Genomic DNA, 24,644 nt, shown 5'->3' on the forward strand with positions numbered 1-24,644 from the left:
GACGTGAAGAGAACGACGTTCGACGGGAGGGATTCAGCGTGAGTGACACTGCACCCCTCGCGCACGCTCCCGACTCGGGTGCACTCCCGGAACCCGCGGATACCGTCCGCGCGGACCGCGACTACTCCACGCTCGACGAGACCCGCCAGGCACCCAGCGCCGCGTCGGTCGTCGCGGCAACTGCCGTGGACATCGCCCTCCCCCTCCTTCCTCTCGCCATCGGTGCGGTGATCGTGCGATCGCTGGCCGACGACAACGGCGGCGGCCAGGTCGACCGCGTCGTCTTCGCCGCCATCTCCGTTCTCGCCGCCGTCGCAGTCCTGGTGTGGAATCGCGGGGTTCGCGACGGGCGTGCCGGTCAGAGCGTCGGTAAGTCGTTGTTCGCGCTGATTCTGCGGACCAGCGACGGCAACGCCACCGGTGTACGCGCAGCACTGGGACACCGGCCGCGCTCGCGCATCACCACCGTCCGACTGTCCGTGGCGGTCGCCGACGGCTTCCGACCGATCGAGCAGGACACGTCGTCGGCCGCGGCGCGCCGGCGCCGGACGACCGGACTGATCATCCTTGCCGCGGCGCTGGTCCTGGTCGCCCTGATGAGCATCGCGGTCGGTGCGCGACCTCTCACCTTCGCCGAGATCTTCCATGCGCTGTTCTCTGCCACCGGAACCGACACGGACGTGATCGTGCGGTCCTTGCGACTTCCGCGCACCGTTCTCGGACTGGTCGTCGGCATCGCGCTCGGCGTCGCGGGTGCGTTGATCCAAGGACACACCCGTAACCCGCTTGCCGACGCCGGCCTGCTGGGACTGAACGCGGGCGCCGCGTTCTTCGTCGTCATCGCGATCTTCCTGTTCGGCATCACGTCCCCGAGCGGATACCTGTGGTTCGCGTTCGCCGGTGCGGCGGCCGCGAGCGTCGTCGTGTTCGGCACGGCCTCGCTCGGCGGAGCTCGCGCCAACCCTCTGTCTCTCGCGCTGGCGGGCGCGGCCATCGCGTTCTTCCTCCAGGCCATGACCAATGCCGTCGTCCTGCTGGATCAGACCACGCTGGACAGCTACCGCTTCTGGGTCGTCGGATCGGTGGCCGGACGAGGACTCGACATCTTCTGGACCGTGCTGCCGTTCATCGTCGTCGGCCTGATCATCGCGGTCGCCGGTACTCCCGCCCTGAACACCATCAGCCTCGGAGACGACGTCGCGCGGTCGCTGGGCACCAACATCACGCTCACTCGAGTCGTCGGCATCGTCGCGATCACGTTGCTCACCGGTGCTGCCACGGCCGCCTGCGGTCCCATCGCCTTCGTCGGACTGGTGGTCCCGCACGTGGCGCGAGCGATCACCGGACCCGACTACCGCTGGCTGCTGCCGTTCGCCGGCGCCCTCGGCGGAGTGCTTCTCGTCCTCGCGGACGTCATCGGCCGGGTTCTGGTGCGGCCCGGCGAGCTGCAGGTGGGCATCGTGCTCGCCCTGGTCGGAGCACCCTTCTTCATCGCCCTGGTGCGCCGCAGAACGCTGGTCTCGCTGTGACCCGCGCTCTGGAAGCCGACGTCACGTCGTCGGCGGTGGCAGGCAGGCCCGCGTTCCGGCTGGGCCCTCTCTCGACGGTGCGTCGACCGGCCCGGGTGATCGTCGCGATCGCTCTCGCGGCAGCACTGTTCCTGGTGTTCTGCCTGAACGTCGGGCGCGGCGACTACCCACTGTCCATCCCGGACGTCGTCCAGGTCCTGCTCGGTGGAGGTAGCCGGATCGAGCGCTTCGTCGTCATGGATCTGCGACTCCCCCGCGCGCTCACCGGCGTGCTCGTCGGGGCGGCACTGGCGGTGTCGGGCGCTCTCATGCAGTCGATCACCCGCAACGTCCTGGCCAGTCCCGACATCCTCGGCATCACCTCCGGCGCGAGTGTCGCGGCGATCTCGCTGATCGTGCTGTCGGGAACCAGCACCGCCGTGGGAGTGTTCGCGACGCTCGGTCTCACGATCGCCGCTCTCGTCGGCGGACTGCTCACTGCCGCGGCCGTCTATCTGCTCTCATGGCGCGGCGGCGTGCAGGGAATGCGGCTGGTGTTGGTAGGCATCGCCGTGAACGCCATGATGGTGGCGCTCATCGGATGGATGCTGGTCAACGCCGACATCACCGATGTCACCCGCGCTCAGCTCTGGCTCACCGGCACGCTGTCCGGCGCGACGTGGTCTCAGGTCTGGCCCGTCACGGCGGCGGTCGTCGTCCTCGGCGCCGCGTCGGTCGGTATGTCCTTCCGACTCACCGCGATGCGACTCGGCCCGGACACCGCCCGGTCGCTGGGCGTGAACGTCCAGAAGTCGCAGGCCGTGCTGCTCGTCATCTCCGTTGCATTGGCCGCCATCGCGACGAGCGTCGCAGGCCCCATCGGCTTCGTCGCGCTCGCCGCGCCGCAGATCGCAGTGCGACTGACTCGGTCGGCAGAGCCGCCCCTGATCGCGTCGGCACTGACCGGGGCGCTGGTCGTGGTGGGCGCCGACCTGGTGGCGCGGACCGTGCTTCCCGTGGAACTGCCCGTCGGCATCGTCACTTCCGTCATGGGCGGACCCTTCCTGCTTTACCTGCTCGTTCGAGTCAACCGAAAGGCGACGATATGAGTGCGCACACACAGGCCGGTGCGGCGGAGGCAGTGCATCCCCATCGCCTGGTCGCCGACAACATCTCCGTCGGCTACGGCGACCGCATCGTCATCGACAGCCTCGACCTCGAGGTGCACACCGGAGTCATCACCACCGTGATCGGGCCGAACGGCTGCGGTAAATCGACGCTGCTCCGCGCGCTGGGCCGTCTGCTGTCGCCGCGGCAGGGGCAGGTGACTCTCGACGGCAAGGCCATCGGCCACATGAAGACGAAGGACGTGGCCCGCACCCTCGGCGTCCTCCCCCAGTCGCCCATCGCACCGGAGGGTCTCACCGTCGCCGACCTCGTCGCCCGCGGCAGGCACCCGCACCAGTCGTGGATCCGCCAGTGGTCCCGCGACGACGAGTCCGAGGTGGCCCGCGCACTCCAGCTCACCGGCATCGAGGATCTGGCCGAGCGTCCCGTGGATCAGCTCTCCGGTGGACAGCGGCAGCGAGCATGGATCTCGATGGCGCTCGCGCAGGGGACGGACGTGTTGCTCCTGGACGAGCCCACGACGTACCTCGACCTCGCCCACTCCATCGAGGTGCTCGATCTCGTCGACAGGATGCACGACGAGATGGGCAGGACCGTCGTCATGGTCCTGCACGACCTCAATCTCGCCGTCCGCTACAGCGACCGACTCGTCGTCATGCACGAAGGCAGAATCGTCGCCAGCGGCACGCCGTCCGAGGTCATCTCGGAGGAGATGTTGGCCGACGTGTTCGGCCTGACCGCCGCCGTCATCGACGACCCGGTCTCGGACCGCCCCCTGATCGTCCCGATCGGCACCCGGCACGTCACCGTTCGATCATCGTCCTGACCAACTTGACGCCCTGCCCGAGGGACACGTCGGGCAGGTAGGCGCGGCCGATCGCGTTGGCGATGCTGGGCAGGGCCACCGCGTCGGGGAACGTCATGTACATCGGCTCGTACACGGGCTGGAACTTCGACTTGAAGGCCAGCAGCGACCGGAACCCGTACACCGGTTCCAGGGTGCGCCCCACGACGTCGAGCAACCGTTCGAGCAGAGCCGACAGGGTCGAGGTCGCCGGCGACTCCTCGGTGGGGTCGCCCACCTTCGCCAGCGGCGCACCCGACAGGCTCAGGAACTGCGCGCCCTCCTCCTGCAACGACAGGGCGGCCGAGGCGATGAGGAATTCCATCGCCGGCCGGAAGCCCTCGGACCGTCGACGCATGAAGTCGAGCGTCCATCCCACCACCTCGCCGTCCCGGTAGACCGGCATCCACGACGTGATGCCGTGCACCGTGCGGTGTTCGTCCACCGCGATGAGGCATCGGACCTGCGGATCGTCCACCTCGTCCAGACCGCCGAGAGTGAACCCCATCTCGGGCATGCCCTTGTCGGCCACCCACTCCTCGGAGATCGCCGTGATCTGATCGGTGATGGCCAGCGGCGCGGTCGGGAAGCTGATCCACTCGGCTTCCACGCCGGCCTTCTTGGCCCGGTTGACGGCTGTACGCACATCCTGGAACTTCTTGCCCGTGAAGGCGAGACCGTCGAGAGGGAGCACGGTCTCCTCCCCCACCTGGATGCTCTCCCACCCGAGCGCGCCGGTGATGGACGCGACGTCGGGAGTCACCGAGTAGAAGCAGGGAGACCAGCCGTTGGCCGACGCGTACTCCGAGAAGCCGACGATGGCCGCCTTCCGGTCCGCCGGGGGCCCGACCGGATCTCCGGTCGTCAGGGCGATACCGGAGATCACGCGGAACGCGACGTAGCTTCGGCCGTCGCCGGAGAACCAGTAGCGATTGCCGCTCCACGTCGTCATCCAGGACAACGCGCTGCCGCTGCTCGCCGACAGCACTGCGCGGGCACGCTCGGTCGCATCGGTGTCGACGCCGTACGCGGGCTTCACGAACGATCCGGCCGTCAACACGATCAACGTCGCCCAGAAGGCGATGCCCGTCCACTCGTACAGGACGGTCGCGAGTCCGCTGTCCGGAAGGAACGGCGGGTCGAACCACTGCAGCAGGATCGGGGGTACCAGCCGCTGCGGGAAGTCTCCCAGCAGCGCCAGGGCGGACGGACTGCCGTCGAAGCCCCCGCGCACCAGGGTCCCGACGGCCACGTAGATCACGGCCAACGCCACCGCAGCCGACGCGGTCCCGACCCACACACGGCGATAGGTATCGGCCGGTGCCCGCACGTCGAAGTTCTTCCTCGTGACCACCAGCAACGTCAGGACGGCCAGCGGCACCAGGAACGGGACCGCCGTGCGGTACAGCGTCGCATCGCCGACGCCGTAGTAGAGCGTCTCGCCGTTGTCGAGGTCCGCGAATCTGATGAGGTAGTTGGCCAGCGCGAGGGCGACCAGGACGAACTGGGACAACACCGCGCCGATCCACGCGAACCGTCGCCCGCGACGTAGGCCGTCGGCAAGAACGAGCAGATAGAGCGACGGCAGCACGCTGGCGACGGTCGGGCCGACACCGCCGAGGCGTAGGTCGAGCAGACCGCGTCGGCAATCGGTGGACCCCGGGTCGGCGCCGCAGACCAGGTCGACTTCGTCGACGGTCCACTGCTGACTGCGGAACAGCTCACGCAGGACAGCGAACGGGCCGACCGCGTTGGGCGAGAACGCCGCGATCATCGGACCGACGGCGCTGGCCGCGACGATCAACGCGACCAGGACGCGACCCTCGCGGCGCGTACCGGCCAACCTCGACGCGCGGGGAGACTTGCCTACGATCAGCGGTCCGGCGAGCCCGCCCACCAGGACGGATCCCAGTGTCGTGATGTCCGTGAGGTGGCCACCGAAGAGAGCCATGACCACTGTCAGGGCCACGAGACCCACCCGCACTCGACGACGCCACAAGGTGCCCATGTCGGAGCTGGCCACCATCAGGGTTCCGAGGATCCAGGCCGTCGGTCCCGAGGTGACACCGAGATGAAGTTGGAAACCCCACCCCTCGTCGAGAAGTTGGCCCAGCGCAGCGAGAGCCAGACCGAGCAGTGACCCACCGATCTGCGTCACCAGGACCGCCACGGCGAAGCGCCGGGTGCCCATCCGGTGCTCGACCGGCGCCGCGACGAGAAGGAACAGAAGCGTGGAGACGACCAGCGCCGCGACTCCGAGAGCGAACAGTCCGGACGTCACCGGGGTCCAGAGTCGAACGTTCTCGATCGGCACTATGCCCACGGCGATGTGGTGGTCGAGGAAGCTGCGGTAGCTGCGGGTGGTCAGCGAGATGACGACGACGCCGATCCACATCGCGGCGAGCAGCGTCAGGCTGACGGGCGCACCCTTCGCGCCGTACGCGACAGTGGAACCGACCCGCGCACCCTGCCGGCGCGTGCGTGCCCACCAGGCGGCGACGTCCGTGCGGACACGGCCGAGGCGGCTCGGCGCATCGGTGGTGGGGTCGCCGTCGTCCGTGGAGGTCGCGGTCACGAGGTGAGCCCCAGACGCGTTGCCAACCAGCCGATCTCGAGTTCCAACCCGGCCGACCAGGTCTCGTAGCTGTGTCCCCCGGGGACCTCCGCGTACTGCACGTTCATACCGGCTTTCTGTGCGGCGGCGAGCAATTGCTGCGCCGACTTCTGGTAGTCGGGGTCGCTCGCACCGACGACGAAGACGCCGGCGGTGTCGGGGAACTGCGTCGATGCCATCAGGTTCATCGGGTTCACGGCCTCGAACGCGGCTTCACTACCTCCGAACGCCGCGTCGAGAGTGCGCTGCTTGTCGCCGAGCGTCGGCTCGAGTTGTCCGGACAGCACCAGGAACGTGGGATAGATCGCCGGGTAGTTCGTGGCCATCTGCAGCGCGCACGTGCCGCCGTACGAGAGTCCACCGACCGCCCAGTGCTTCGGGTCCGGATCCACCTGCAGCGTGGAGTTCACCCAGGCCGGCACATCCTTCGACAGATACGTGGCCACATTGCCGAGCGGCGAGTCGACGCACAGAGGATTCGCGATGGTCGACCCGGTGGCGTCGGCGACGACCACCACCGGCGCCAGACCCTTGTGCTGTTCCGCGAAGCGATCCATCGTCGACACCAGGCGCCCGCCGGTGAGCCAGTCGTCGGGTGAGCCCGGTTGTCCGGCCATCAGGACGAGGACGGGGAGCAGTGGGCGCCGGTCGGTGAAATAGGCCGGCGGCAGGTAGACCTTGGCGTCGCGGGCCGAGAAGCCGGATGCCGTACCGGGGATCGGCGCGTCCAGGATGCGGCCTCCCGCCGGCATCTCGGCGGGGGCGGTCCACGATGCCTCGAGCGGAGTACCGGTCACAGGATCGGCGGTGCGCCCGGTCACCTCGTCGACGCCGACCTCCTCGACCGACGAGATGCCCACGGCGGTGCCGACGGTCGGGTAGGCGTCGAAGACGAGGTTGACCTGAGCTGCCGCGGTCGCGACGACCGCGATGAGCGCGAGGACGGTGATCACCTTGGACCACCACCGTGCTGCGGCGAGCAGGCGAGGAACCGTCAGCAGCAGCCCGAACACTCCGAGTCCGACCCACACGTAGACGGATATCTCCACCGGATCGGGAAACACGCGCCAGATCTTCTCGATGATCACCCAGGATGCGACGGTCAGTGCTGCGGCGATCACGAGGGTGATCGGCACGGCACGGGTCAGATGCCGTCGACTGCGGGCGAGAACGAGCCACACCAGACCCAGGACACCGGCCACCGTGACGACGATCGGAACGGGTCCGCTGACCAACGACGTGTCCAGGATTGCCACGGCGCAACAGTAGCCGCGGCGCCCGTCCGACGGCGCGCGTTGCGAGCGCGCCGCGCCGCGTTCACGTGCGACGACCCGCTGCTACACCCTGTAGTACGCATTCGCGTCGGAGGAGACGTATCATTTCCGGAATGGCAGGCCTGGGCGATCTCGAACGAGCAGTGATGGAACATTTGTGGTCGAGTTCGGAGCCACAGACCGTGCGCCAGGTGCACGAGGCACTCGCGGAGAAGCGCGAGCTCGCCTACACCACGGTGATGACCGTGCTGCAGCGTCTGGCGAAGAAGAAGCTCGTCACCCAGCAGCGAGACGACCGCGCCCATCGGTACGCTCCAGTACATGGGCGCGAGGAACTTGTCGCGAGTCTCATGGTCGACGCTCTCCAACAGGCGGATCGATCCGGAGGCCGCGCTGCTGCGCTCGTGCATTTCGTCGGGCAGGTGGGCGCCGACGAGGCCGCTGCGCTCCGTGAGGCGCTCGCAGCGCTGGAGAAGCAGGACGACTCCCGACGCGGGACCGTCTGAGCGACCAGGCAGGCTCATCACCACTTCGGCACCGACGGTGAGGACATGAACGCACCGACAGCAGTGATCTTCGCGGTACTCGCGTTGATTCTGGCGGGCCCCGTTCCCGCACTGCTGGCCCGCGCCACCTGGCCGCACCGCACTCCGCGCGCAGCTCTCGTCCTCTGGCAGGCCATCGCGTTGGCCGCCGTGCTCTCCGCCTTCAGTTCGGGGCTGGCCATCGCCAGTCAGCTGCTCGTTCCCGGGGCGGACGGTCGCCCCACCACCTCCCCCACGGCGGAGATCGACGCTCTCGGACTTCCCGTGTGGATCCTCTACGTTTCGGTGCTCGCCATCACCCTCGTCATCGGCGCTCGACTGCTCTGGGCCACGTCCCTGGTGGCCGTGAAGACGAGGCGACGGCGCGCTCGGCACCGCACACTCGTCGACATCCTCGACCGCAGCGCCGATCAGGTCAGTCCGCACGGCACCGACGTCCGCGTCCTGGAGACTCTCGATCCCATCGCCTACTGCCTGCCCGGGCTCCGGCAACGTGTCGTCCTGAGCGAAGGCACACTGTCCAACCTGGACGACGACGAGCTCGCCGCCATCCTCACCCACGAGCGGTCGCACCTGCGCGCGCGCCACGACCTGGTCCTCGAAGCTTTCATGGCCGTCAACCAGGCGTTCCCGTACTTCGTGCGTAGTCGCTCGGCCCTGGGTTCGGTCCAGTTGCTCGTCGAACTTCTCGCGGACGACTCCGCGGTCCGCGTCACCGGGCCCCGGCCCCTCGCTCGAGCCCTGGTCGCATGTTCGGGATCCTCGGCTCCGCGAGGTGCGCTTGCGGCGGGTGGTCCCAGCACGCTGGTCCGTGTCCGCCGCCTCGCCACCCCGGGCTCGACGCCCGGCGTCGCCCCGTTGGCGTACCTGGCGTCGGCCGCCATCCTCGTGGTCCCGACTATTTACGTCGCCGTGCCGTGGCTGACCGAGCTGAACCGGCTTCTCCAGCACCGACCCTGACACTCCGTCCCCTGACACCCCGGGAGTCGACTGGCTCACACGAGTCGGCATGTGGAGCGCCCATCGCGTAGGGTTGACCTCGGTTCATCAGAACCATCCGTTAGTCGATATGGCACAAACTTCGCCGTCGGACAGCGCGAGTTCATCGAACTCCCGCACCGTACGGACGACAAGACACCTCACATTGCGCCCGAGCTCCGCTTGCGCATCGATGACCAGGTGATGTGTGCCCTGGCTCGTTACTGCTGCGCGGTGATCATTCGTTGCTGCGTGGCGACGCGCCTGCAACCCCGAGAGGTACCACCGCGTTGACCAGCGCTACACCCGTTTCTGATTCTGCTACCAGCACCACCGGCCCCGTGGCCGAGTCGGTCGACACCACCACCGTCGACGGCACCCCCGAAGGTGCGACCAGCACCGAGACCACGTTCTCCGATCTCGGTCTTCCCGCAGCCATCGTTGCGGCACTCGCGAAGAACGGCATCACCGTTCCTTCCCCCATCCAGAAGATGGCCATCACCGACGCACTCGGCGGACGTAACGTCCTGGGCCGTGCGCAGACCGGTTCGGGCAAGACCCTCGCCTTCGGTCTCCCCATGCTCACCCGCCTCGCGGAAGCCGGCGTCAAGCCCGCCGCGAAGCGCCCCCGTGCACTCGTTCTGGTTCCCACCCGTGAGCTCGCCTTCCAGGTGGTCGATTCGCTGCAGTCCTACGCCACGGTGCTCGGACTGAGCGTCCGTCCCGCTGTCGGCGGCACCCCCTTCGGTCGGCAGGCCGATCAGCTCCGTCGCGGCGTCGACGTTCTCGTCGCCACCCCCGGACGCCTCGGCGACCACCTGCGTCAGGGCACCTGCGTCCTTGAGGCAGTGGAGATCACCGCACTCGACGAGGCCGACCAGATGGCCGACATGGGCTTCCTGCCCGAGGTGCGCGACATCCTCGGACAGACCGCGAACGGTGGCCAGCGCATGCTGTTCTCCGCCACGCTCGACCGTGAGGTGCAGTCGTTGGTCCGCCAGTTCCTGGCCGACCACGTGCAGCACTCGACCGGTGACAGCAAGGCTGCCGTCGAGTCGATGGATCACTACATCCTGAACGTCGGCCGCGGTCAGAAGGACATCGTCCTGTCCGAGATCGCTGCTCGCGAGGGTGGCCGGACCATCATGTTCGCCCGCACCAAGCTCGGCTGCGACGGCATCACCGACCGTCTGCGCGCCGTCGGCATCCACGCCGAGTCGCTGCACGGCGGCAAGGCGCAGAACCAGCGCACTCGCGTTCTCGATCGTTTCAAGAGCGGTCGCACCCCGGTGCTCGTCGCCACGGACGTCGCTGCACGCGGCATCCACGTCGACGGCATCGACCTGGTCGTCCACGTCGATCCGCCCGCGGATCACAAGGACTACATGCACCGCGCCGGCCGTACGGCTCGCGCCGGCGCTGCGGGCACCGTCGTCGCCATCGCGCTGCCCAACCAGCGACGCATCATCAGCCGCCTGACCGGTCAGGCCGGCGTCAAGGTCAAGTCCGTCGACGTCTCCCCCGGTTCGGCCGAACTCGGCTCGATCACCGGCGCCAAGGCGCCGTCCGGCGAGCCGGTGCGCGAGGCACCGCGTCGCGAGCGTCCGAGCGGCCCGTCGCGTTTCGGCGCATCGGGTTCACCTCGTACGGGTGGCTACCGCGGCGGCGACTCCGGTGGTTACCGGGGCCGTGACGAGAACCGCACCGGCGGCTACCGCGGCGGCGAATCGAGCGGTGGCTACAAGGGCCGCGACGAGAACCGCACCGGCGGCTACCGCGGCGGCGAGTCCAGCGGTGGTGGCTACAAGGGCCGCGACGAGAACCGTACCGGCGGCTACCGCGGCGGCGAGTCCAGTGGCGGCTACCGCGGACGCGACGAGAACCGTTCGGGCGCAACGGATTCACGCTCCGGCGGCTTCCGCAGCCGCGCTGCGGGCACCGCGCGCGACTGACAGCTACACCCTCCTTGTCCGGCCCCGACTTTCGCGTCGGGGCCGGGCAGGGAAAGCTGGGGGAATGACTTCCTCTGAATCCACTCCTCTCGCTCAGATCGGTGTCACCGGACTCGCGGTCATGGGATCGAACCTGGCGCGCAACTTCGCCCGGCACGGACACACGGTGGCGGTGCACAACCGCAGCTACGCCAAGACGCAGACGCTCCTGGACACCCACGGTGGTGACGGAACCTTCGTCGCCTCGGAGAGCGTGAAGGACTTCGTCGCAAGTCTCGAGAAGCCGCGCAAGGTCGTCATCATGGTCAAGGCCGGAGACCCCACCGACGCCGTCATCGAGGAACTCGCCGGTGTCATGGACGAGGGCGACATCATCATCGACGGCGGAAACGCCCTCTACACAGACACCATCCGCCGCGAGTCCTCGCTGAAGGACCGCGGCCTTCTGTTCATCGGCGCCGGAATTTCCGGCGGTGAAGAGGGCGCATTGAACGGCCCGTCGATCATGCCGGGCGGACCCGCGAAGTCCTACGAGTCGGTCGGACCGCTGCTGGAATCGATCTCCGCCCATGTCGACGGCACCCCGTGCTGCACCCACATCGGCCCGGACGGGTCCGGCCACTTCGTCAAGATGGTGCACAACGGCATCGAGTACGCCGACATGCAGTTGATCGGTGAGGCCTACAACCTTCTCCGCGACGCGCTGGGCATGGACCCCGATGCCGTCGCCGGCGTGTTCCGGCAGTGGAACGAGGGCGACCTCGAGAGCTACCTGGTCGAGATCACCGCGCAGGTTCTCTCCCACAAGGACGCGAAGACGGGCAAGCCTCTCGTCGACGTCATCGTCGATGCCGCCGAGCAGAAGGGCACCGGCCGCTGGACCGTCAAGGCAGCGCTGGACCTGGGCGTCCCGGTCACAGGAATTGCCGAGGCCGTGTTCGCCCGCGCGCTGTCGGGCGCACGCGGACAGCGCGAGGCGTCCAAGGGTCTGGCGTCGGGAACGCTGTCGGCGAAGCCCGAGGACATCGAGACCTTCACCGAAGACATCCGCTCCGCGCTGTACGCCTCCAAGGTCGTCGCCTACTCACAGGGCTTCGACCAGATCGCCGCAGGCTCGGCCGAATACGACTGGAACCTGCACCCCGGCGACCTCGCCACCATCTGGCGCGGTGGATGCATCATCCGTGCCCGGTTCCTCAACCGCATCAAGGATGCCTACGACGAGAACCCGGAACTGCCCGCACTGTTGCTGGCGCCGTACTTCCGTGACGCGATCGAGAACGCCGTCGACAGCTGGCGCCGTGTCGTGTCCACGGCGACACTTCTCGGCATCCCGGTGCCCGGCTTCGCATCCGCCCTGTCGTACTACGACGGACTGCGCGCGGAGCGTCTGCCTGCCGCGCTGACGCAGGGTCTGCGTGACTTCTTCGGCGCGCACACCTACGAGCGCATCGACGCCGAGGGCAAGTTCCACACGCTGTGGAGCGAGGACCGCTCCGAGATCGACGCCTGACACACCCGTGAGTTCGCCCGTCCTGGCAGTTCTGCTGTCGCTGGTGGCTGCGTTCCTCTTCGCCTGCGCCGCGGTGGCGCAGCAAAGCGCGGCCTCGGCAGTCCAGGACGGGCGTTCTCTCGTGTCCGGCCTCGCCACCAGCCCTCGGTGGTGGGCGGGGGTCGTCGGTGATCTGGGTGGCTATCTGGTCCAGGTCGCCGCCCTGGCGGTGGGATCGGTCAGCGTCGTGCAGCCTCTCCTGGTCAGCATGCTGCTCTTCGCGCTTCCCCTGGCGGCCAAGTATTCGGGGCTCCGCATGCGCCGGGCCACGTGGCTGTCCGCAGTCGGCCTCACCACCGCCCTCGTCGCGTTCGTCGCGGTGGGCGATCCCACGGAGGGCAACTCGAACGCACCGCTGTCGGAGTGGGCGCTTCCCGTCGCGGCCGTGGTGGTGATCGCGCTGATCGGCGCGGTAGCCGGTGCCGCCGTGAACGACAGCGGCCGCGCGGCGCTGTTCCTCGGGATAGGCGGCGGGTTGCTGTTCGGTGTCGCGGTGGCGTTCACCAAGTACGTGACGGACCTGGTGGAGGCAGATCCCCTGGGAGCCCTCGCCGCCTGGCAGACGTACGCGCTGGTGGCGTCGGGCGTGGCCGGCTTCTATCTCCAACAACGGGCCTTCCAGGCCGGTCCGCTGGCGGCCTCGCTCCCGGCCGTGACGGTGTGCGAGCCGTCGGCAGCGGTGTTCCTGGGGGTCGTCGTGCTGGACGAGCGCATCACGATGGACGGCGCGCGGGGGCCGATCGTCGTCGCGGCGGCACTCGCGATGGTCGTCACCACCGTGGTCCTCTCGCGTGAGCAGGGGCGTGAGCACGCACCCACGCCCGACGCGGCGACTCGCCACCGCTGAATCGCGTACTCTTGTGCCCCGTGCATTTCCTTCGTGACCAACGGCCGCCCTACGACCTGACGTACGACGACGTCTTCCTCGTTCCGAACCACACCACCGTCACCTCCCGCTTCGATGTGGACCTCTCGAGCGTCGACGGCTCGGGAACGACCATTCCGATCGTCGTGGCGAACATGACGGCTGTCGCGGGTCGCCGGATGGCCGAGACCGTCGCTCGCCGCGGCGGCATCGTCGTCATCCCGCAGGACCTCCCGACGGCCGCGGTCGCGGAGACAGTCGCCTTCGTCAAGAGCCGCAACCTGGTGGCGGACACCCCCGTGGTGCTGACGCCCGAGGACTCCGTGTCGGATGCGCTGGCGCTGATGCCCAAGCGCGCGCACGGTGTCGTCGTGGTCGTCGAGAACGGTCGGGCCGTCGGCGTGGTGTCCGACGCCGCCTGCAGCGATGTCGATCGCTTCGCGCGCCTGTCGACGGTCATGGACAAGGACTTCGTCACGGCCTCCGTCGAGACCGGCCCCCGCGAGATCTTCGAGATGCTCGAGTCTCGGCACGAGAATCTCGCCGTGCTCACCGCGTCCGACGGGACTCTGGCGGGTGTGCTGACCCGCACCGGAGCGCTCCGGGCCGGGATCTACCGTCCCGCAACCGATTCCGACGGTCGGCTGCGCATCGCGGCGGCCGTCGGCATCAACGGCGACGTGGGCGCGAAGGCGGCGGCACTGGTCGAGGCCGGCGCCGACGTGCTCGTGCTCGACACCGCGCACGGTCACCAGCAGAAGATGCTCGACGCCCTGCGCATCGTCGCCGCTCTCGATCTCGGTGTTCCCCTCGCCGCGGGCAACGTGGTGTCCGCAGCCGGCACCAGGGATCTGATCGAGGCCGGCGCCGACATCGTGAAGGTCGGTGTCGGTCCGGGTGCGATGTGCACCACTCGCATGATGACCGGGGTCGGCCGCCCGCAGTTCTCCGCGGTGGAGGAGTGCGCTGCCGCCGCTCGCGCTCTGGGCAAGCACGTGTGGGCGGACGGCGGCGTACGACATCCGCGCGATGTCGCTCTGGCTGTCGCCGCAGGCGCATCGAACGTCATGATCGGATCCTGGTTCGCCGGTACGCACGAGTCGCCCGGTGACCTGCGTGTCGACTCCGCGGGGGTCGCCTACAAAGAGAGCTTCGGCATGGCGTCCAAGCGCGCCGTCGCCGCCAGGACCGCCGCGGACAGCGCCTTCGACCAAGCGCGCAAGGGCCTGTTCGAAGAGGGCATCTCGAGTTCGCGGATGCGCCTGGACCCCGAACGTCCCGGCGTCGAGGATCTGATCGACCACATCTGTGCCGGAGTGCGCAGCACATGCACCTACGCCGGGGCACGCTCGCTCGAGGAACTGCACCGCGACGCCGTGTTGGGAATCCAGTCCGCGGCGGGATTCGCGGAGGGACGGCCACTGCCCTCCGGTTGGTGACCGACCGGCCACACCCCGGTGAGTCGGTGCCGAGGGCGCAGCGACGATACGATGACGGCGATAGCGGCACCCGTTCGCGGGTACAGCTGTGATGCGCGTGCGCGGCACTTGCCGGTGCCGACTCCTCCACTCGAGGAGCAGCCGCACTCCGACAGGAAGGACACCGGTGCCCGAGGCACCCACGACGACGCCGACCGCAGGGTCCGGCCCCACGTCCCCACCCCCGCTCGGCGGCGACAGCCCCGCCGAGGACGGTTCCCGATCGGAGGGATCCTCTAGGTCGCCGGGTCTACCCGGCATCTACAGGCGAGTCCGCGCGGCGGTGACGAGCACATGACCGCGTTGATCACCGTTCTGTCCCTGGTCGGCTTCGTCGCTCTGACAGTCGGCACAGCCATCTTCGTCGCCGCGGAGTTCTCTCTGACCGCACTCGAGCGCAGCACGGTCGACGCTGCGGCTCGCGACGGCGACATGAGGTCGCGGCAGGTCCAGCACGCGCACAAGACCCTCTCGTTCCAACTCTCCGGTGCGCAGCTGGGCATCACGATCACGACGCTGATCACCGGATACATCGCCGAGCCGGTACTCGCCCGGTTCATCACGCCCGTGGCGGAGGCTCTCGGAGCGTCGGAGTCGGTCGCCGGAGTCATCTCTCTGGTGGCTGCGCTGCTGATCGCCACGTCGGCGTCGATGGTCTTCGGAGAACTGGTGCCGAAGAACATGGCGATCTCCAATCCCATGAAGGTCGCCCGGGCCACCGCCGGACTGCAGGCCGGGTTCTCGCTGGTGTTCAAGTGGGCCATCAACGGTCTGAACGGATCCGCGAACTGGGTCGTCCGACGCCTGGGCGTCGAACCGGCGGAGGAACTGCGCTCGGCCCGCTCCCCGCAGGAGCTGGGATCGCTGGTGCGGACCTCCGCCGAACACGGCTCCATCGACGAGCGCACTGCGCTCCTCGTGGACAGATCACTGCAGTTCGGTGAGCGCAGCGCGGAAGAACTGATGACTCCGCGCGTGAAGATCGAGACCCTCGCAGCGGACGACACGGTCGCCGATCTCATCGACACCGCAGCGCGCACCGGTTTCTCGCGGTTCCCGGTCGTCGCAGGGGATCTGGACGACACTCTCGGCGTCGTCCACATCAAGCATGCGTTCACCGTCCCGTCCGGTGAGCGAGCCACCACCACGGTGCGGTCCCTGGCCCAGCGGGTGCCCAATGTGCCCGCCAGCCTCGACGGCGACACCGTCATGGAACGGGTGCGTGCCGACGGTATGCAGGTGGCCATCGTCGTGGACGAGTACGGCGGCACCGCCGGCATCGTGACCATGGAGGACCTGATCGAGGAGATCGTCGGCGACGTCCGCGACGAGCACGACAACCCGGAAGTCGACGTGCAACGCGTCGCCGACGGGTGGCTGTGCTCCGGACTGCTCCGCATCGACGAGGTCGGCGAGTTCACCGGATACGCGGCGCCCGAGGGCGAGTACGACACCCTCGGGGGCCTGGTGCTGACGCAGTTCGAGCGCATACCCGACGCCGGTGACCAGGTCGTCCTCCCGGCTCCGAGTGGTGATCTCGAGTCCACCGATGCCGGTGGATGGATCGCCCGCGTCGACTCGATGGACGGCCGCCGCATCGACCGGATCCTGGTCCGTCCCGCAGCCGAGGACGAGATCGCGCGATTGCGGTCGGAGACGGACACACGGAGGGAGGCTCACGATGGGTGACGTCTACGCGGTGCTGCTCGCCGTGCTGCTGCTGTTGTTGAACGCCTTCTTCGTCGGTGCAGAGTTCTCTCTGATCTCGGCGCGCCGCGACCGGCTCGAGAGTCTCGTCGTCCAGGGGAAGAAGCGCGCACAGACGGTCATCGAAGCGGGCCAGAACCTGTCGATGATGCTCGCCGCAGCTCAGCTGGGCATCACGATCTGCTCGATCCTGCTGGGTCGAGTCGGTGAGCCGGCTGTCGCGCACCTGATCGAGAAGCCGTTCGACGTACTCGGTGTGCCCGAATCCCTTCTGCACCCCATCGGCTTCGCACTCGCGCTGGCCATCGTGGTGATCCTGCACATCCTGATCGGCGAGATGGTTCCCAAGAACATCGCGATCGCCGGACCGGAGGCCACAGCGATGCTGCTGGTCCCGATCCATCTGTGGTGGCTGCGTGCCGCCAAACCCCTGATCTCGTTCTACAACCTCTGCGCGAACGGCTCGCTGCGGCTGCTGCGCGTGGAGCCGAAGGACGAACTCGAATCCGCCGTGTCGGCCGACCAGTTGTCGGACATGATCGGCGAGTCGCGGTCCGAGGGCCTCATCGATGCGGAGGAGCACCGTCGTCTGACGCAGGCTCTCGAAACGTCGGGACGCACGGTCCGCGAGGTGCTCATCCCGCTCGACCGGGCCCGAACGGTGGTCTGCGGTCCGAAGGGGCCGACACTCGGCGCCATCGAGGACGCCGTCCGCGAGACCGGGTTCTCCCGATACCCGGTCCGCGACGAGGTCGACGGTCTTATCGGCTACCTGCACATCAAGGACGTCCTGGACCTGATGGCGGACCCACTCGCCGACAGCGACACCGTGATCCCCCGCTCCGATGTCCGCCTCCTGCCGATCATCGACGCCCGTACGCCGCTGGACGAAGCGCTCGCAGGGCTGCGTCGACGCCGTAGCCATCTGGGCGCCGTCGTCGAGTCCGGTAAGGGCACCATCGGCATCGTCGCACTCGAAGATCTCGTCGAGGAATTCGTGGGTACCGTCCGCGACGGAACGCATCTCGTCGAGGACGTCGTGCCGGGACCCGACGGGAACGCATGACGGCGCCGGCGCAGACCCTCGACGTGCTGGACGCCGCCGAGTGGCACGGTCGTCGCGCGGCGCACGTCGATGGGGTGAACGACCTGGTCGGGCAGTACCTCGACCGTCGTGCCGCCGGGCACGCGCACCCCGTCCTCGACTTCCTCTTCACGTACTACAGCCTGAAACCGGCGCATCTGCGGCGGTGGCATCCCGGCTTCGGAGTAGCACTGATCGGGGACGGCATCGAGGACTATCGAGGGCGCTCCGGATACGGGGACACGACGGTGCGGGGAGTTCCCGCGGTGACGGTCACGTCCGATCTCCTGGAACGCCGAGGGTCCGCGGTCGACTTCGTCTCGACACTCGTCCGGCGAACGGCGGCTCGGCCGGCCCAGTTGGGCTGCTTCGGTCTGCACGAATGGGCGATGGTCTACCGCGGGGGCGACGCTGCTCTGCGTCACGACGTCCCGCTACGGCTGGGACACGACGGCACCGACGCCGTCGTGGAGTCGATGCCGCTGCGGTGCACGCACTACGACGCGTTCCGCTTCTTCACCCCGGAGGCGGTTCCGAGGAACGCGCTCGAGCTGACTCCGGATCACCGTCTGCTCACCGAGCAGCCCGGATGCCTGCACGCGTCGATGGATCTGTACAAGTGGGTCGCGAAGCTGGGTCCGCTGCTGCCCTCGGACCTGCTGCTGGACTGCTTCGCCGTCTCGATGACTGCCCGCGAACTCGACATGCGGGCGAGCCCGTACGACCTGACGGAGTACGGCTACTCCCCCGTGCGCATAGAAACGCCGACCGGACGCGCGGAGTACGTGCGCGCCCAGTCGGCGATCGCCGAGTCCGGCTCGGATCTCCGGCGGCGGCTCGGCAGGGCGCTGGACGCCCTACCTCGCTCGACCACCTGACAGGTCAGGCTCCGATCGCGGACAGTTCCTCGAACTCGTCGTCGGTGAGCTCGATCCCCGCGGCCGCCACGTTGTCCTCGAGGTGGCCGACGCTGGACGTCCCCGGGATCGGCAGCATGACGGGCGAGCGACGCAGCAGCCACGCCAGTGCCAGCTGGGATGGCGACACGCCGTGACGCGTCGCGAGTTCGGTGAGCGGGCTGCCCTCGCCGGTCAGCTGACCGGTGGCCAGCGGGAACCACGGGATGAAGCCGATGTTCTGCTCGGTGGACCAGTCGAGCAGTTCCTGCGAGGACCGGTCGGTGAGGTTGTAGAGGTTCTGCACGGAGACGATCTCGGCGACCTTCTGCGCCTGCTTCACCTCGTCGACGGATACCTGACTCAACCCGATGTGGCGGATCTTGCCCTCGTCCTGCAGTGCCTTGAGCTCGCCGACCTGATCCTCGACGGGAACCTCCGGGTCGATGCGGTGCAGCTGGAACAGGTCGATGCGGTCGAGTCCGAGACGACGCAGGCTGAGCTCGGCCTGCTGGCGGAGGTAGGCGGGGCGACCGACCGGGTACCACTGGCCCGGTCCCTGCCGCGTGAGGCCGGCCTTCGTCGCGATGACGACGTCGTCCGCGTACGGATGAAGCGCCTCGGCGAGAAGGTCTTCGGCCACCTCGGGCCCGTAGCTGTCGGCGGTGTCGAAGAAGGTGACGCCGAGTTCGACCGCGCGACGCAGGACGCGGATCGCCTCGTCCCGATCACGAGGAGGACCCCAGACGCCCTCACCGGGAAGTTGCATCGTGCCGTATCCGAGTCGGACGACCTCGAGGTCGCCGCCGAGCAGGAAGGTGCCCGACGAGCGGGCCGGGGCTGTGGTGTCGGAAGAAGTCATAGGCGTTACGACGCCGCGCGGACGACTTCTATTCCGCTGCACCTCGGGTGACGCGACGAGCGAGATCTACCTCTGGGTAACATCGGGGCGATCCAGCGCGGCACTGTGGCCGCGGTAGACGATTCTAGTGAGGGGCTGTGATGACCGAACGCGTTCAGGTCGGCGATCTGCAGGTGGCGGCTGTGCTGCACGAATTCGTGGAGAAGCAGGCGTTGCCGGGTACCGGAGTTGATTCCGACGCGTTCTGGGCCGGTGTCGGTTCCATCATCGCCGACCTCGCACCGAAGAACCGTGCGCTGCTCGACGTCCGCGACGACATCCAGGGCAAGCTCGACGCCTGGCACTCCGAGCATCCCGGCGCGGACTACGACAAGGCGAAGTACAAGGCGTTCCTGTCGGAGATCGGCTACCTGCAGGACGAGCCGGCCGCCTTCCACATCACCACCGAGGGCGTCGACACCGAGATCACCACCACCGCCGGGCCGCAGCTGGTCGTGCCCGTGCTGAACGCACGGTTCGCGATCAACGCGTCCAACGCCCGCTGGGGATCGTTGTACGACGCGCTCTACGGAACCGACGCCATCTCCGAGGCCGACGGTGCCGAGAAGGGCACCGGCTACAACAAGGTGCGCGGCGACAAGGTGATCGCGTTCGCGCGCGGCTTCCTCGACGACTCCGTCCCGCTCACGTCCGGTTCGCACGTCGATGCCACCGCGTACGTGATCGACGGATCCACGCTCGCCGTCACGCTGTCCTCCGGTGAGACGGTGGGCCTCGCGTCACCCGACGCTCTCCTCGGATACACCGGCGACCCGAGCGCGCCCACCGGAATCCTGTTCGTGCACAACGGCTTGCACTTCGAACTGCAGATCGACGCGGAAAGCCCGATCGGTAAGACCGACGCAGCCGGCGTCAAGGACGTCGTGCTCGAGTCCGCTGTCACCGCCATCATGGACTTCGAGGACTCCGTCGCGGCCGTCGACGCCGACGACAAGGTGCTGGGCTACCGCAACTGGCTGGGACTGATGCGCGGAGACCTCGCCGAGGAGGTCACCAAGGGTGGCAAGACCTTCACACGCACGATGAATCCGGACCGGGTGTACACGGCCCTGGACGGATCCGAGCTCACCCTGCACGGTCGGTCGCTGCTGTTCGTCCGCAACGTGGGACACCTGATGACCACGGACGCGATCCTGGACAAGGACGGCAACGAGATCCCCGAGGGCATCCTCGACGCGATCCTGACCTCGCTCACCGGAAAGCACAGTCTCGCCGAGGGCGTGGCCCTGAGCAACAGCCGTACGGGATCGCTCTACATCGTCAAGCCGAAGATGCACGGCCCCGACGAGGTGGCCTTCACGAACGAACTGTTCGGACGCGTCGAGGACGTGCTCGAGCTGCCTCGCAACACCCTCAAGGTCGGCATCATGGACGAGGAACGACGCACCACGGTCAACCTCGCCGCCTGCATCCTCGCGGCGAAGGAACGCGTCGTGTTCATCAACACCGGCTTCCTCGACCGCACCGGCGACGAGATCCACACCTCCATGGAGGCGGGCGCCGTCGTGCGCAAGGCCGAGATGAAGAAGCAGACGTGGATCGCCGCCTACGAGGACTGGAACGTCGACACCGGCCTCGCTGCCGGCCTCGAGGGCAAGGCTCAGATCGGCAAGGGCATGTGGGCGATGCCCGATCTCATGCACGACATGCTCGAGCAGAAGATCAACCACCCGAAGGCGGGTGCCAACACCGCGTGGGTTCCGTCTCCCACCGCGGCGACTCTGCACGCGACGCACTACCACCAGGTCGACGTGTTCGCGCGCCAGGAAGAGATCGCGAAGTCCAGGCGGGCATCCGTCGACGACATCCTCGAGATCCCGCTGGCGTCGGACACGTCGTGGACCGATGCCGAGAAGCAGAACGAGCTGGACAACAACTGCCAGTCGATCCTCGGCTACGTCGTTCGCTGGATCGACCACGGTGTCGGCTGCTCCAAGGTGCCGGACATCGAGGACGTCGCACTCATGGAAGACCGTGCCACGCTTCGCATCTCGAGCCAGCTGCTGGCCAACTGGGTGCGTCACGGCATCGTCTCCGAAGACGACGTCGTCGCATCGCTGAACCGGATGGCGCCGGTGGTGGACCGTCAGAACGCCGACGACCCCACGTATCGGCCGTTGGCTCAGGACAGTGAGAACAACATCGCGTTCAACGCGGCCAAGGATCTGATCCTGCTGGGCACTCGTCAGCCCAACGGCTACACGGAGCCGATCCTGCACGCGCGTCGCCGCGAGTTCAAGGCTGCCGAGGCGTCCTGACCCGTAGATTCGAGGTCGACGGAGACCCGGGGGCAGCCGGGTCTCCACAGACATCACGAGAGGGCACGGGGACGACATGGGTGAGCACCGTCGGGCGGGATCCACGACGGTAGGGCGACGCGGCGTGAGCCGCGGGCCCATCGTGGTCCTCGTCGTCCTCGTGCTGATCGTGGCTGCCGTCTTCGGGTGGTTCGCGTTGCGGGATCGCATCGTGAACGAGGGCGAGCAGGCAGCCAAGGCGTGTGTCGAGGGGCCTGCGACCTTGGCTGTCACCGCCGACCCCGACATCGTCGACGCGGTGCGCAGCGTCGCCGCGGCCTACGACGCGACCGCACCGGTCGTACGCGATCACTGCGTGAGCACCACGGTCACCGCGACGCCGTCCGCTGCGGTCGCGCAGGCGCTGGCGTCCGAGAACTACGACGAGTCGCAGGCCGGTCCCCGACCGTCGCTGTGGATCCCGACGTCGTCGGGCGATGCCGCCGAGGTCGTTGCGGCCCGCTCGGTCGACAGCACGCCGCGGTCCCTCGCCACCAGCCCCGTCGTACTCGGGGTCGCACCGGGACTCGCGGACACCCTCGGCGGCGCCGCCGTGGGATGGGCGGATCTCCCACGTCTCGCCACACAGTCGCAATCCCTCGATGCCATCGGGGCAACCGGCTGGGGGTCGCTTCGTCCTGCACTGCCCTCGTCACCCTCCACGACCGCAGCCGTGGAGGCGATCGCTGCGGCGACCGCGGATCCGGCGGCGACCGGCGCTCCCAGCGCGGAACAAGCCGCGAGCCCGGCCGTCGTCGCCGCGATCTCCCAGTTGTCCCGCGCCGCCTCGTCGGCGGCGTCGACCCCGCCTGCCGATACCGACGCCGCGCTCGATGCGATGGTGCAGGCCGGGGATCCCGCGGCAGCGCCCGTCCACGCCGTTCCCGTCACCGAGCAACAGCTCTTCGGCCGCATCTCCGAAGGCCAGCAACTTGCTGCCTTCCGGCCGGCCGGCGCCACACCCGTCGCCGATCATCCCGCTGTCGTGCTGTCCGGATCGGACGACACGCAGCGTGCCGCGGCCGCCGAGTTCGCCGAGTTCGCCCGCGCGTCCGATCAGCACCGGACGTTCCTCGACCGGGGTTTCCGGATCCCGGCTGCCTCCGGCGGTACCGACACCACGCCGGCCCCCGTCGCCGGCCTCACATTCCCGGCCGTCGGGCAACCGGCAGCGGTGACCGATCCCGCCGCGCGTCGAGCAGTGCTGGCCACCCTCGCATCGCCGACGCGTCCGTCCAGCACCACCGTGCTTCTCGACGTGTCGGGGTCGATGGAATCCCTCGACGGCGGTTCGACACGGCTGGCGAATGTCACCGCGGCACTTCGCGGAGCGATCGACTCGGTGCCCGACGTCGGACGAGTCGGATTGTGGACCTACAGCCGAGCACTGGACGGACCGCGCCCGTACCGTGTCGAACAACCGCTCGGTGACCTGACCGCCGACACGCGTGCTGCCCTGGACGCGTCACTGTCCTCGCTGACGCCCGCCACCGCGACGTCGACTTATGCGTCGGTGCAAGCTGCCTATGCGTCGGCAGTTCAGAACAAGGGTGGAGACGGAATCGACTCGGTTCTGCTCATCACCGACGGGCCCAACGACGACACCTCCATCTCGTCCGCACGCTTCCTGCAATCCATCGCCGACGCGTCCGACCCGGCTCGGCCGGTGCGCGTCGACGTCGTCTCCCTCACGGACAACACCGACATCGACACGCTGCGCACACTTGCCCAGCAGACTGGTGGAGAACTCGTCGAGGTGTCGTCGTCCGATCCGACGCTCGCCGCCACCCTCGGTCGACTCTCGACCGACCGGTAAGTCGCCCTACCCGCTCCCGAAGGGCACCCCCTGTGATCCGCATGCTCACCTTCGCCGTCGTTCTGGCGATCGTCACCTACGTGCTCCACCGACGCCTCGTCGTGGCGACACGGCTGTCCGGTACCGCCCGCCACGGCGCCGACCTGGTACTCGTCCTGTTCTGGGCCGCGGCCGTCATCGGAATAGGGAGCGGCGAAGTGCTGAACCCGTCCTGGGCACGCTACGTCGCGTACCCCGGTCTGACCTGGTTGGCAGCGCTGCTCTATCTCTCGCTCGGGGCGATCGTGCTCGCGCTCGGCGCGCTGGTCGTCCGCATCGCCGGACGACTCTCCCGCCGTGACACCTCTCGCGCGCGGGCCACGTTCCTGCGCCGCTCTACGGCGGTGCTCGTACTCGGCACCGTCGCGGCAGTGGCGTACGGAGTCGTCGAGGCCGCCACACCACGCGTCACCCGGACGACCGTCGAGCTGTCGGCACTTCCGCCGTCCTTCGACGGGATGCGCGTAGGGCTCGTCTCCGACCTGCATGTCGGTCCGGCGCGAGGACGCGCGTTCGTCCAGAGTGTCGTCGACTCGCTGATGGCGGAGAAGCCCGATCTGATCATCGTCGCCGGCGATCTCGTCGACGGCACCGTCGACCTGGTGGGGCCGTCGCTCGAACCGCTGAGCCAGCTGTCGGCTCCGCAGGGCGTCGTCGTCACCAGTGGGAACCACGAGTTCTATGCCGGTGACGGAGGCGCCTGGTTGGACCTGTACGACTCGCTGGGACTGACCGTGCTCCGCAACGAGACACTGTCACTGGATCGAGGTGTGGACTCGATCGACCTGGTCGGCATCGAGGACCTCACCGCACCCGAACCGTACGAACCCGACCTGGCCTCGGCGCTCGAGGGCACGGACCCCGACGATTTCCAGTTGCTCGTCGCGCACCAGCCGAAGCAGGCTGTCGAGGCGTCGGAGCTCGGGGTGGACATGCAGGTGTCCGGGCACACGCACGGCGGTCAGATCTGGCCGATCGTGTATCTCGTTCCGCTGCAGCAACCGTCGGTCGAAGGGCTGGACACGGTGGGAAGGACCACCCTGTTCACCACGCGCGGCGCCGGCGCGTGGGGTCCTCCGGTGCGTATCGGCGCGCCGCCCGAGATCTCCGTGCTGGAGCTTCGGACGGCGCGCTGACGGTCGGAC

The 24,644-nt window shown here is 68.3% G+C and carries 18 protein-coding genes; 15 read left to right on the plus strand and 3 right to left on the minus strand.

Annotation, left to right across the window (positions count from 1 at the left end):
- The first annotated feature begins 38 nt into the window (after nucleotides 1-38).
- The 3 genes from ASG64_RS17760 to ASG64_RS17770 are packed head-to-tail and all read left to right on the plus strand — an operon-like array spanning nucleotide 39 to nucleotide 3,462.
- On the plus strand, nucleotides 39-1,529 hold the full coding sequence (locus ASG64_RS17760; protein ID WP_082518576.1) for a FecCD family ABC transporter permease: 1,491 nt from the start codon (nucleotides 39-41) through the stop codon (nucleotides 1,527-1,529).
- Nucleotides 1,526-2,617: a FecCD family ABC transporter permease gene (locus ASG64_RS17765; RefSeq protein ID WP_056074925.1), complete on the plus strand. Its 1,092-nt coding sequence runs from the start codon at nucleotides 1,526-1,528 to the stop codon at nucleotides 2,615-2,617. Before ASG64_RS17760 ends, ASG64_RS17765 begins: the two co-directional genes overlap by 4 nt.
- Nucleotides 2,614-3,462 carry an ABC transporter ATP-binding protein gene (locus tag ASG64_RS17770; protein ID WP_056074927.1) on the plus strand — a complete coding sequence of 283 codons (849 nt, stop codon included), beginning with the start codon at nucleotides 2,614-2,616 and terminating at the stop codon, nucleotides 3,460-3,462. The genes ASG64_RS17765 and ASG64_RS17770 overlap by 4 nt, the downstream gene beginning before the upstream one ends.
- Here ASG64_RS17770 and ASG64_RS17775 read toward each other — a convergent pair.
- Nucleotides 3,440-6,055, minus strand: a complete 2,616-nt coding sequence (locus ASG64_RS17775; protein WP_056074929.1) for a bifunctional lysylphosphatidylglycerol flippase/synthetase MprF — start codon at nucleotides 6,053-6,055, stop codon at nucleotides 3,440-3,442. The two genes, ASG64_RS17770 and ASG64_RS17775, sit on opposite strands and share 23 nt — an antisense overlap.
- Entirely contained in the window at nucleotides 6,052-7,350 is a 1,299-nt protein-coding gene (locus ASG64_RS17780; RefSeq protein ID WP_056074931.1) for an alpha/beta hydrolase, read from the minus strand. The genes ASG64_RS17775 and ASG64_RS17780 overlap by 4 nt, the downstream gene beginning before the upstream one ends.
- A gap of 131 nt (nucleotides 7,351-7,481) precedes the next feature.
- Between ASG64_RS17780 and ASG64_RS17785 the strand changes: the two genes are divergently transcribed.
- From ASG64_RS17785 to ASG64_RS17825, 9 genes are all read left to right on the plus strand, one after another.
- Nucleotides 7,482-7,874: a BlaI/MecI/CopY family transcriptional regulator gene (locus ASG64_RS17785; RefSeq protein ID WP_042573704.1), complete on the plus strand. Its 393-nt coding sequence runs from the start codon at nucleotides 7,482-7,484 to the stop codon at nucleotides 7,872-7,874.
- Between the two features lie 45 nt (nucleotides 7,875-7,919).
- Complete coding sequence (locus ASG64_RS17790) at nucleotides 7,920-8,873, plus strand: M56 family metallopeptidase (protein ID WP_042573705.1); 954 nt, start codon at nucleotides 7,920-7,922, stop codon at nucleotides 8,871-8,873.
- A 359-nt stretch (nucleotides 8,874-9,232) separates the two neighbouring features.
- Nucleotides 9,233-10,843, plus strand: coding sequence for a DEAD/DEAH box helicase (locus tag ASG64_RS17795; RefSeq protein WP_082518577.1), 1,611 nt, complete (start codon nucleotides 9,233-9,235; stop codon nucleotides 10,841-10,843).
- A gap of 64 nt (nucleotides 10,844-10,907) precedes the next feature.
- The gene (gndA, locus tag ASG64_RS17800) at nucleotides 10,908-12,356 is read left to right on the plus strand and encodes an NADP-dependent phosphogluconate dehydrogenase (protein WP_056074933.1); all 1,449 of its coding nucleotides are present in this window, start codon (nucleotides 10,908-10,910) and stop codon (nucleotides 12,354-12,356) included.
- Nucleotides 12,357-12,363: 7 nt separating this feature from the next.
- Entirely contained in the window at nucleotides 12,364-13,242 is an 879-nt protein-coding gene (locus ASG64_RS17805; protein ID WP_056074934.1) for a DMT family transporter, read from the plus strand.
- A gap of 20 nt (nucleotides 13,243-13,262) precedes the next feature.
- Nucleotides 13,263-14,699, plus strand: a complete 1,437-nt coding sequence (locus tag ASG64_RS17810) for a GuaB1 family IMP dehydrogenase-related protein (RefSeq protein ID WP_056074936.1) — start codon at nucleotides 13,263-13,265, stop codon at nucleotides 14,697-14,699.
- 333 nt (nucleotides 14,700-15,032) lie between these two features.
- Complete coding sequence (locus ASG64_RS17815) at nucleotides 15,033-16,427, plus strand: hemolysin family protein (protein WP_056074940.1); 1,395 nt, start codon at nucleotides 15,033-15,035, stop codon at nucleotides 16,425-16,427.
- Nucleotides 16,420-17,511: a hemolysin family protein gene (locus tag ASG64_RS17820; RefSeq protein WP_042573710.1), complete on the plus strand. Its 1,092-nt coding sequence runs from the start codon at nucleotides 16,420-16,422 to the stop codon at nucleotides 17,509-17,511. Before ASG64_RS17815 ends, ASG64_RS17820 begins: the two co-directional genes overlap by 8 nt.
- Complete coding sequence (locus ASG64_RS17825) at nucleotides 17,508-18,407, plus strand: hypothetical protein (RefSeq protein ID WP_056074943.1); 900 nt, start codon at nucleotides 17,508-17,510, stop codon at nucleotides 18,405-18,407. Before ASG64_RS17820 ends, ASG64_RS17825 begins: the two co-directional genes overlap by 4 nt.
- A 4-nt stretch (nucleotides 18,408-18,411) precedes the next feature.
- Here the strand turns inward: ASG64_RS17825 and ASG64_RS17830 are convergent, their stop codons facing one another.
- Nucleotides 18,412-19,287: an aldo/keto reductase gene (locus ASG64_RS17830; RefSeq protein WP_056074945.1), complete on the minus strand. Its 876-nt coding sequence runs from the start codon at nucleotides 19,285-19,287 to the stop codon at nucleotides 18,412-18,414.
- Nucleotides 19,288-19,427: 140 nt separating this feature from the next.
- Between ASG64_RS17830 and ASG64_RS17835 the strand changes: the two genes are divergently transcribed.
- From ASG64_RS17835 to ASG64_RS17845, 3 genes are all read left to right on the plus strand, one after another.
- On the plus strand, nucleotides 19,428-21,605 hold the full coding sequence (locus ASG64_RS17835; protein ID WP_056074949.1) for a malate synthase G: 2,178 nt from the start codon (nucleotides 19,428-19,430) through the stop codon (nucleotides 21,603-21,605).
- A gap of 124 nt (nucleotides 21,606-21,729) precedes the next feature.
- Entirely contained in the window at nucleotides 21,730-23,460 is a 1,731-nt protein-coding gene (locus tag ASG64_RS17840; RefSeq protein WP_056074952.1) for a VWA domain-containing protein, read from the plus strand.
- A 32-nt stretch (nucleotides 23,461-23,492) separates the two neighbouring features.
- Nucleotides 23,493-24,635 (plus strand): metallophosphoesterase, encoded by a 1,143-nt coding sequence (locus ASG64_RS17845; RefSeq protein WP_056074955.1) that lies wholly within the window; start codon nucleotides 23,493-23,495, stop codon nucleotides 24,633-24,635.
- Nucleotides 24,636-24,644 lie beyond the last annotated feature (9 nt).

It is taken from the genome of Rhodococcus sp. Leaf247 (assembly GCF_001426185.1).
In the GTDB taxonomy this organism is placed as follows: domain Bacteria; phylum Actinomycetota; class Actinomycetes; order Mycobacteriales; family Mycobacteriaceae; genus Rhodococcoides.

Bases quoted from the DNA above. Each gene is read 5' to 3' on its own strand.
- ASG64_RS17790 (WP_042573705.1), top strand. From the start codon at position 7,920: ATGAACGCACCGACAGCAGTGATCTTCGCGGTACTCGCGTTGATTCTG.
- ASG64_RS17825 (WP_056074943.1), top strand. From the start codon at position 17,508: ATGACGGCGCCGGCGCAGACCCTCGACGTGCTGGACGCCGCCGAGTGG.
- ASG64_RS17835 (WP_056074949.1), top strand. From the start codon at position 19,428: ATGACCGAACGCGTTCAGGTCGGCGATCTGCAGGTGGCGGCTGTGCTG.
- gndA (WP_056074933.1), top strand. From the start codon at position 10,908: ATGACTTCCTCTGAATCCACTCCTCTCGCTCAGATCGGTGTCACCGGA.
- ASG64_RS17815 (WP_056074940.1), top strand. From the start codon at position 15,033: ATGACCGCGTTGATCACCGTTCTGTCCCTGGTCGGCTTCGTCGCTCTG.
- ASG64_RS17820 (WP_042573710.1), top strand. From the start codon at position 16,420: ATGGGTGACGTCTACGCGGTGCTGCTCGCCGTGCTGCTGCTGTTGTTG.
- ASG64_RS17785 (WP_042573704.1), top strand. From the start codon at position 7,482: ATGGCAGGCCTGGGCGATCTCGAACGAGCAGTGATGGAACATTTGTGG.
- ASG64_RS17770 (WP_056074927.1), top strand. From the start codon at position 2,614: ATGAGTGCGCACACACAGGCCGGTGCGGCGGAGGCAGTGCATCCCCAT.
- ASG64_RS17830 (WP_056074945.1), bottom strand. From the start codon at position 19,287: ATGACTTCTTCCGACACCACAGCCCCGGCCCGCTCGTCGGGCACCTTC.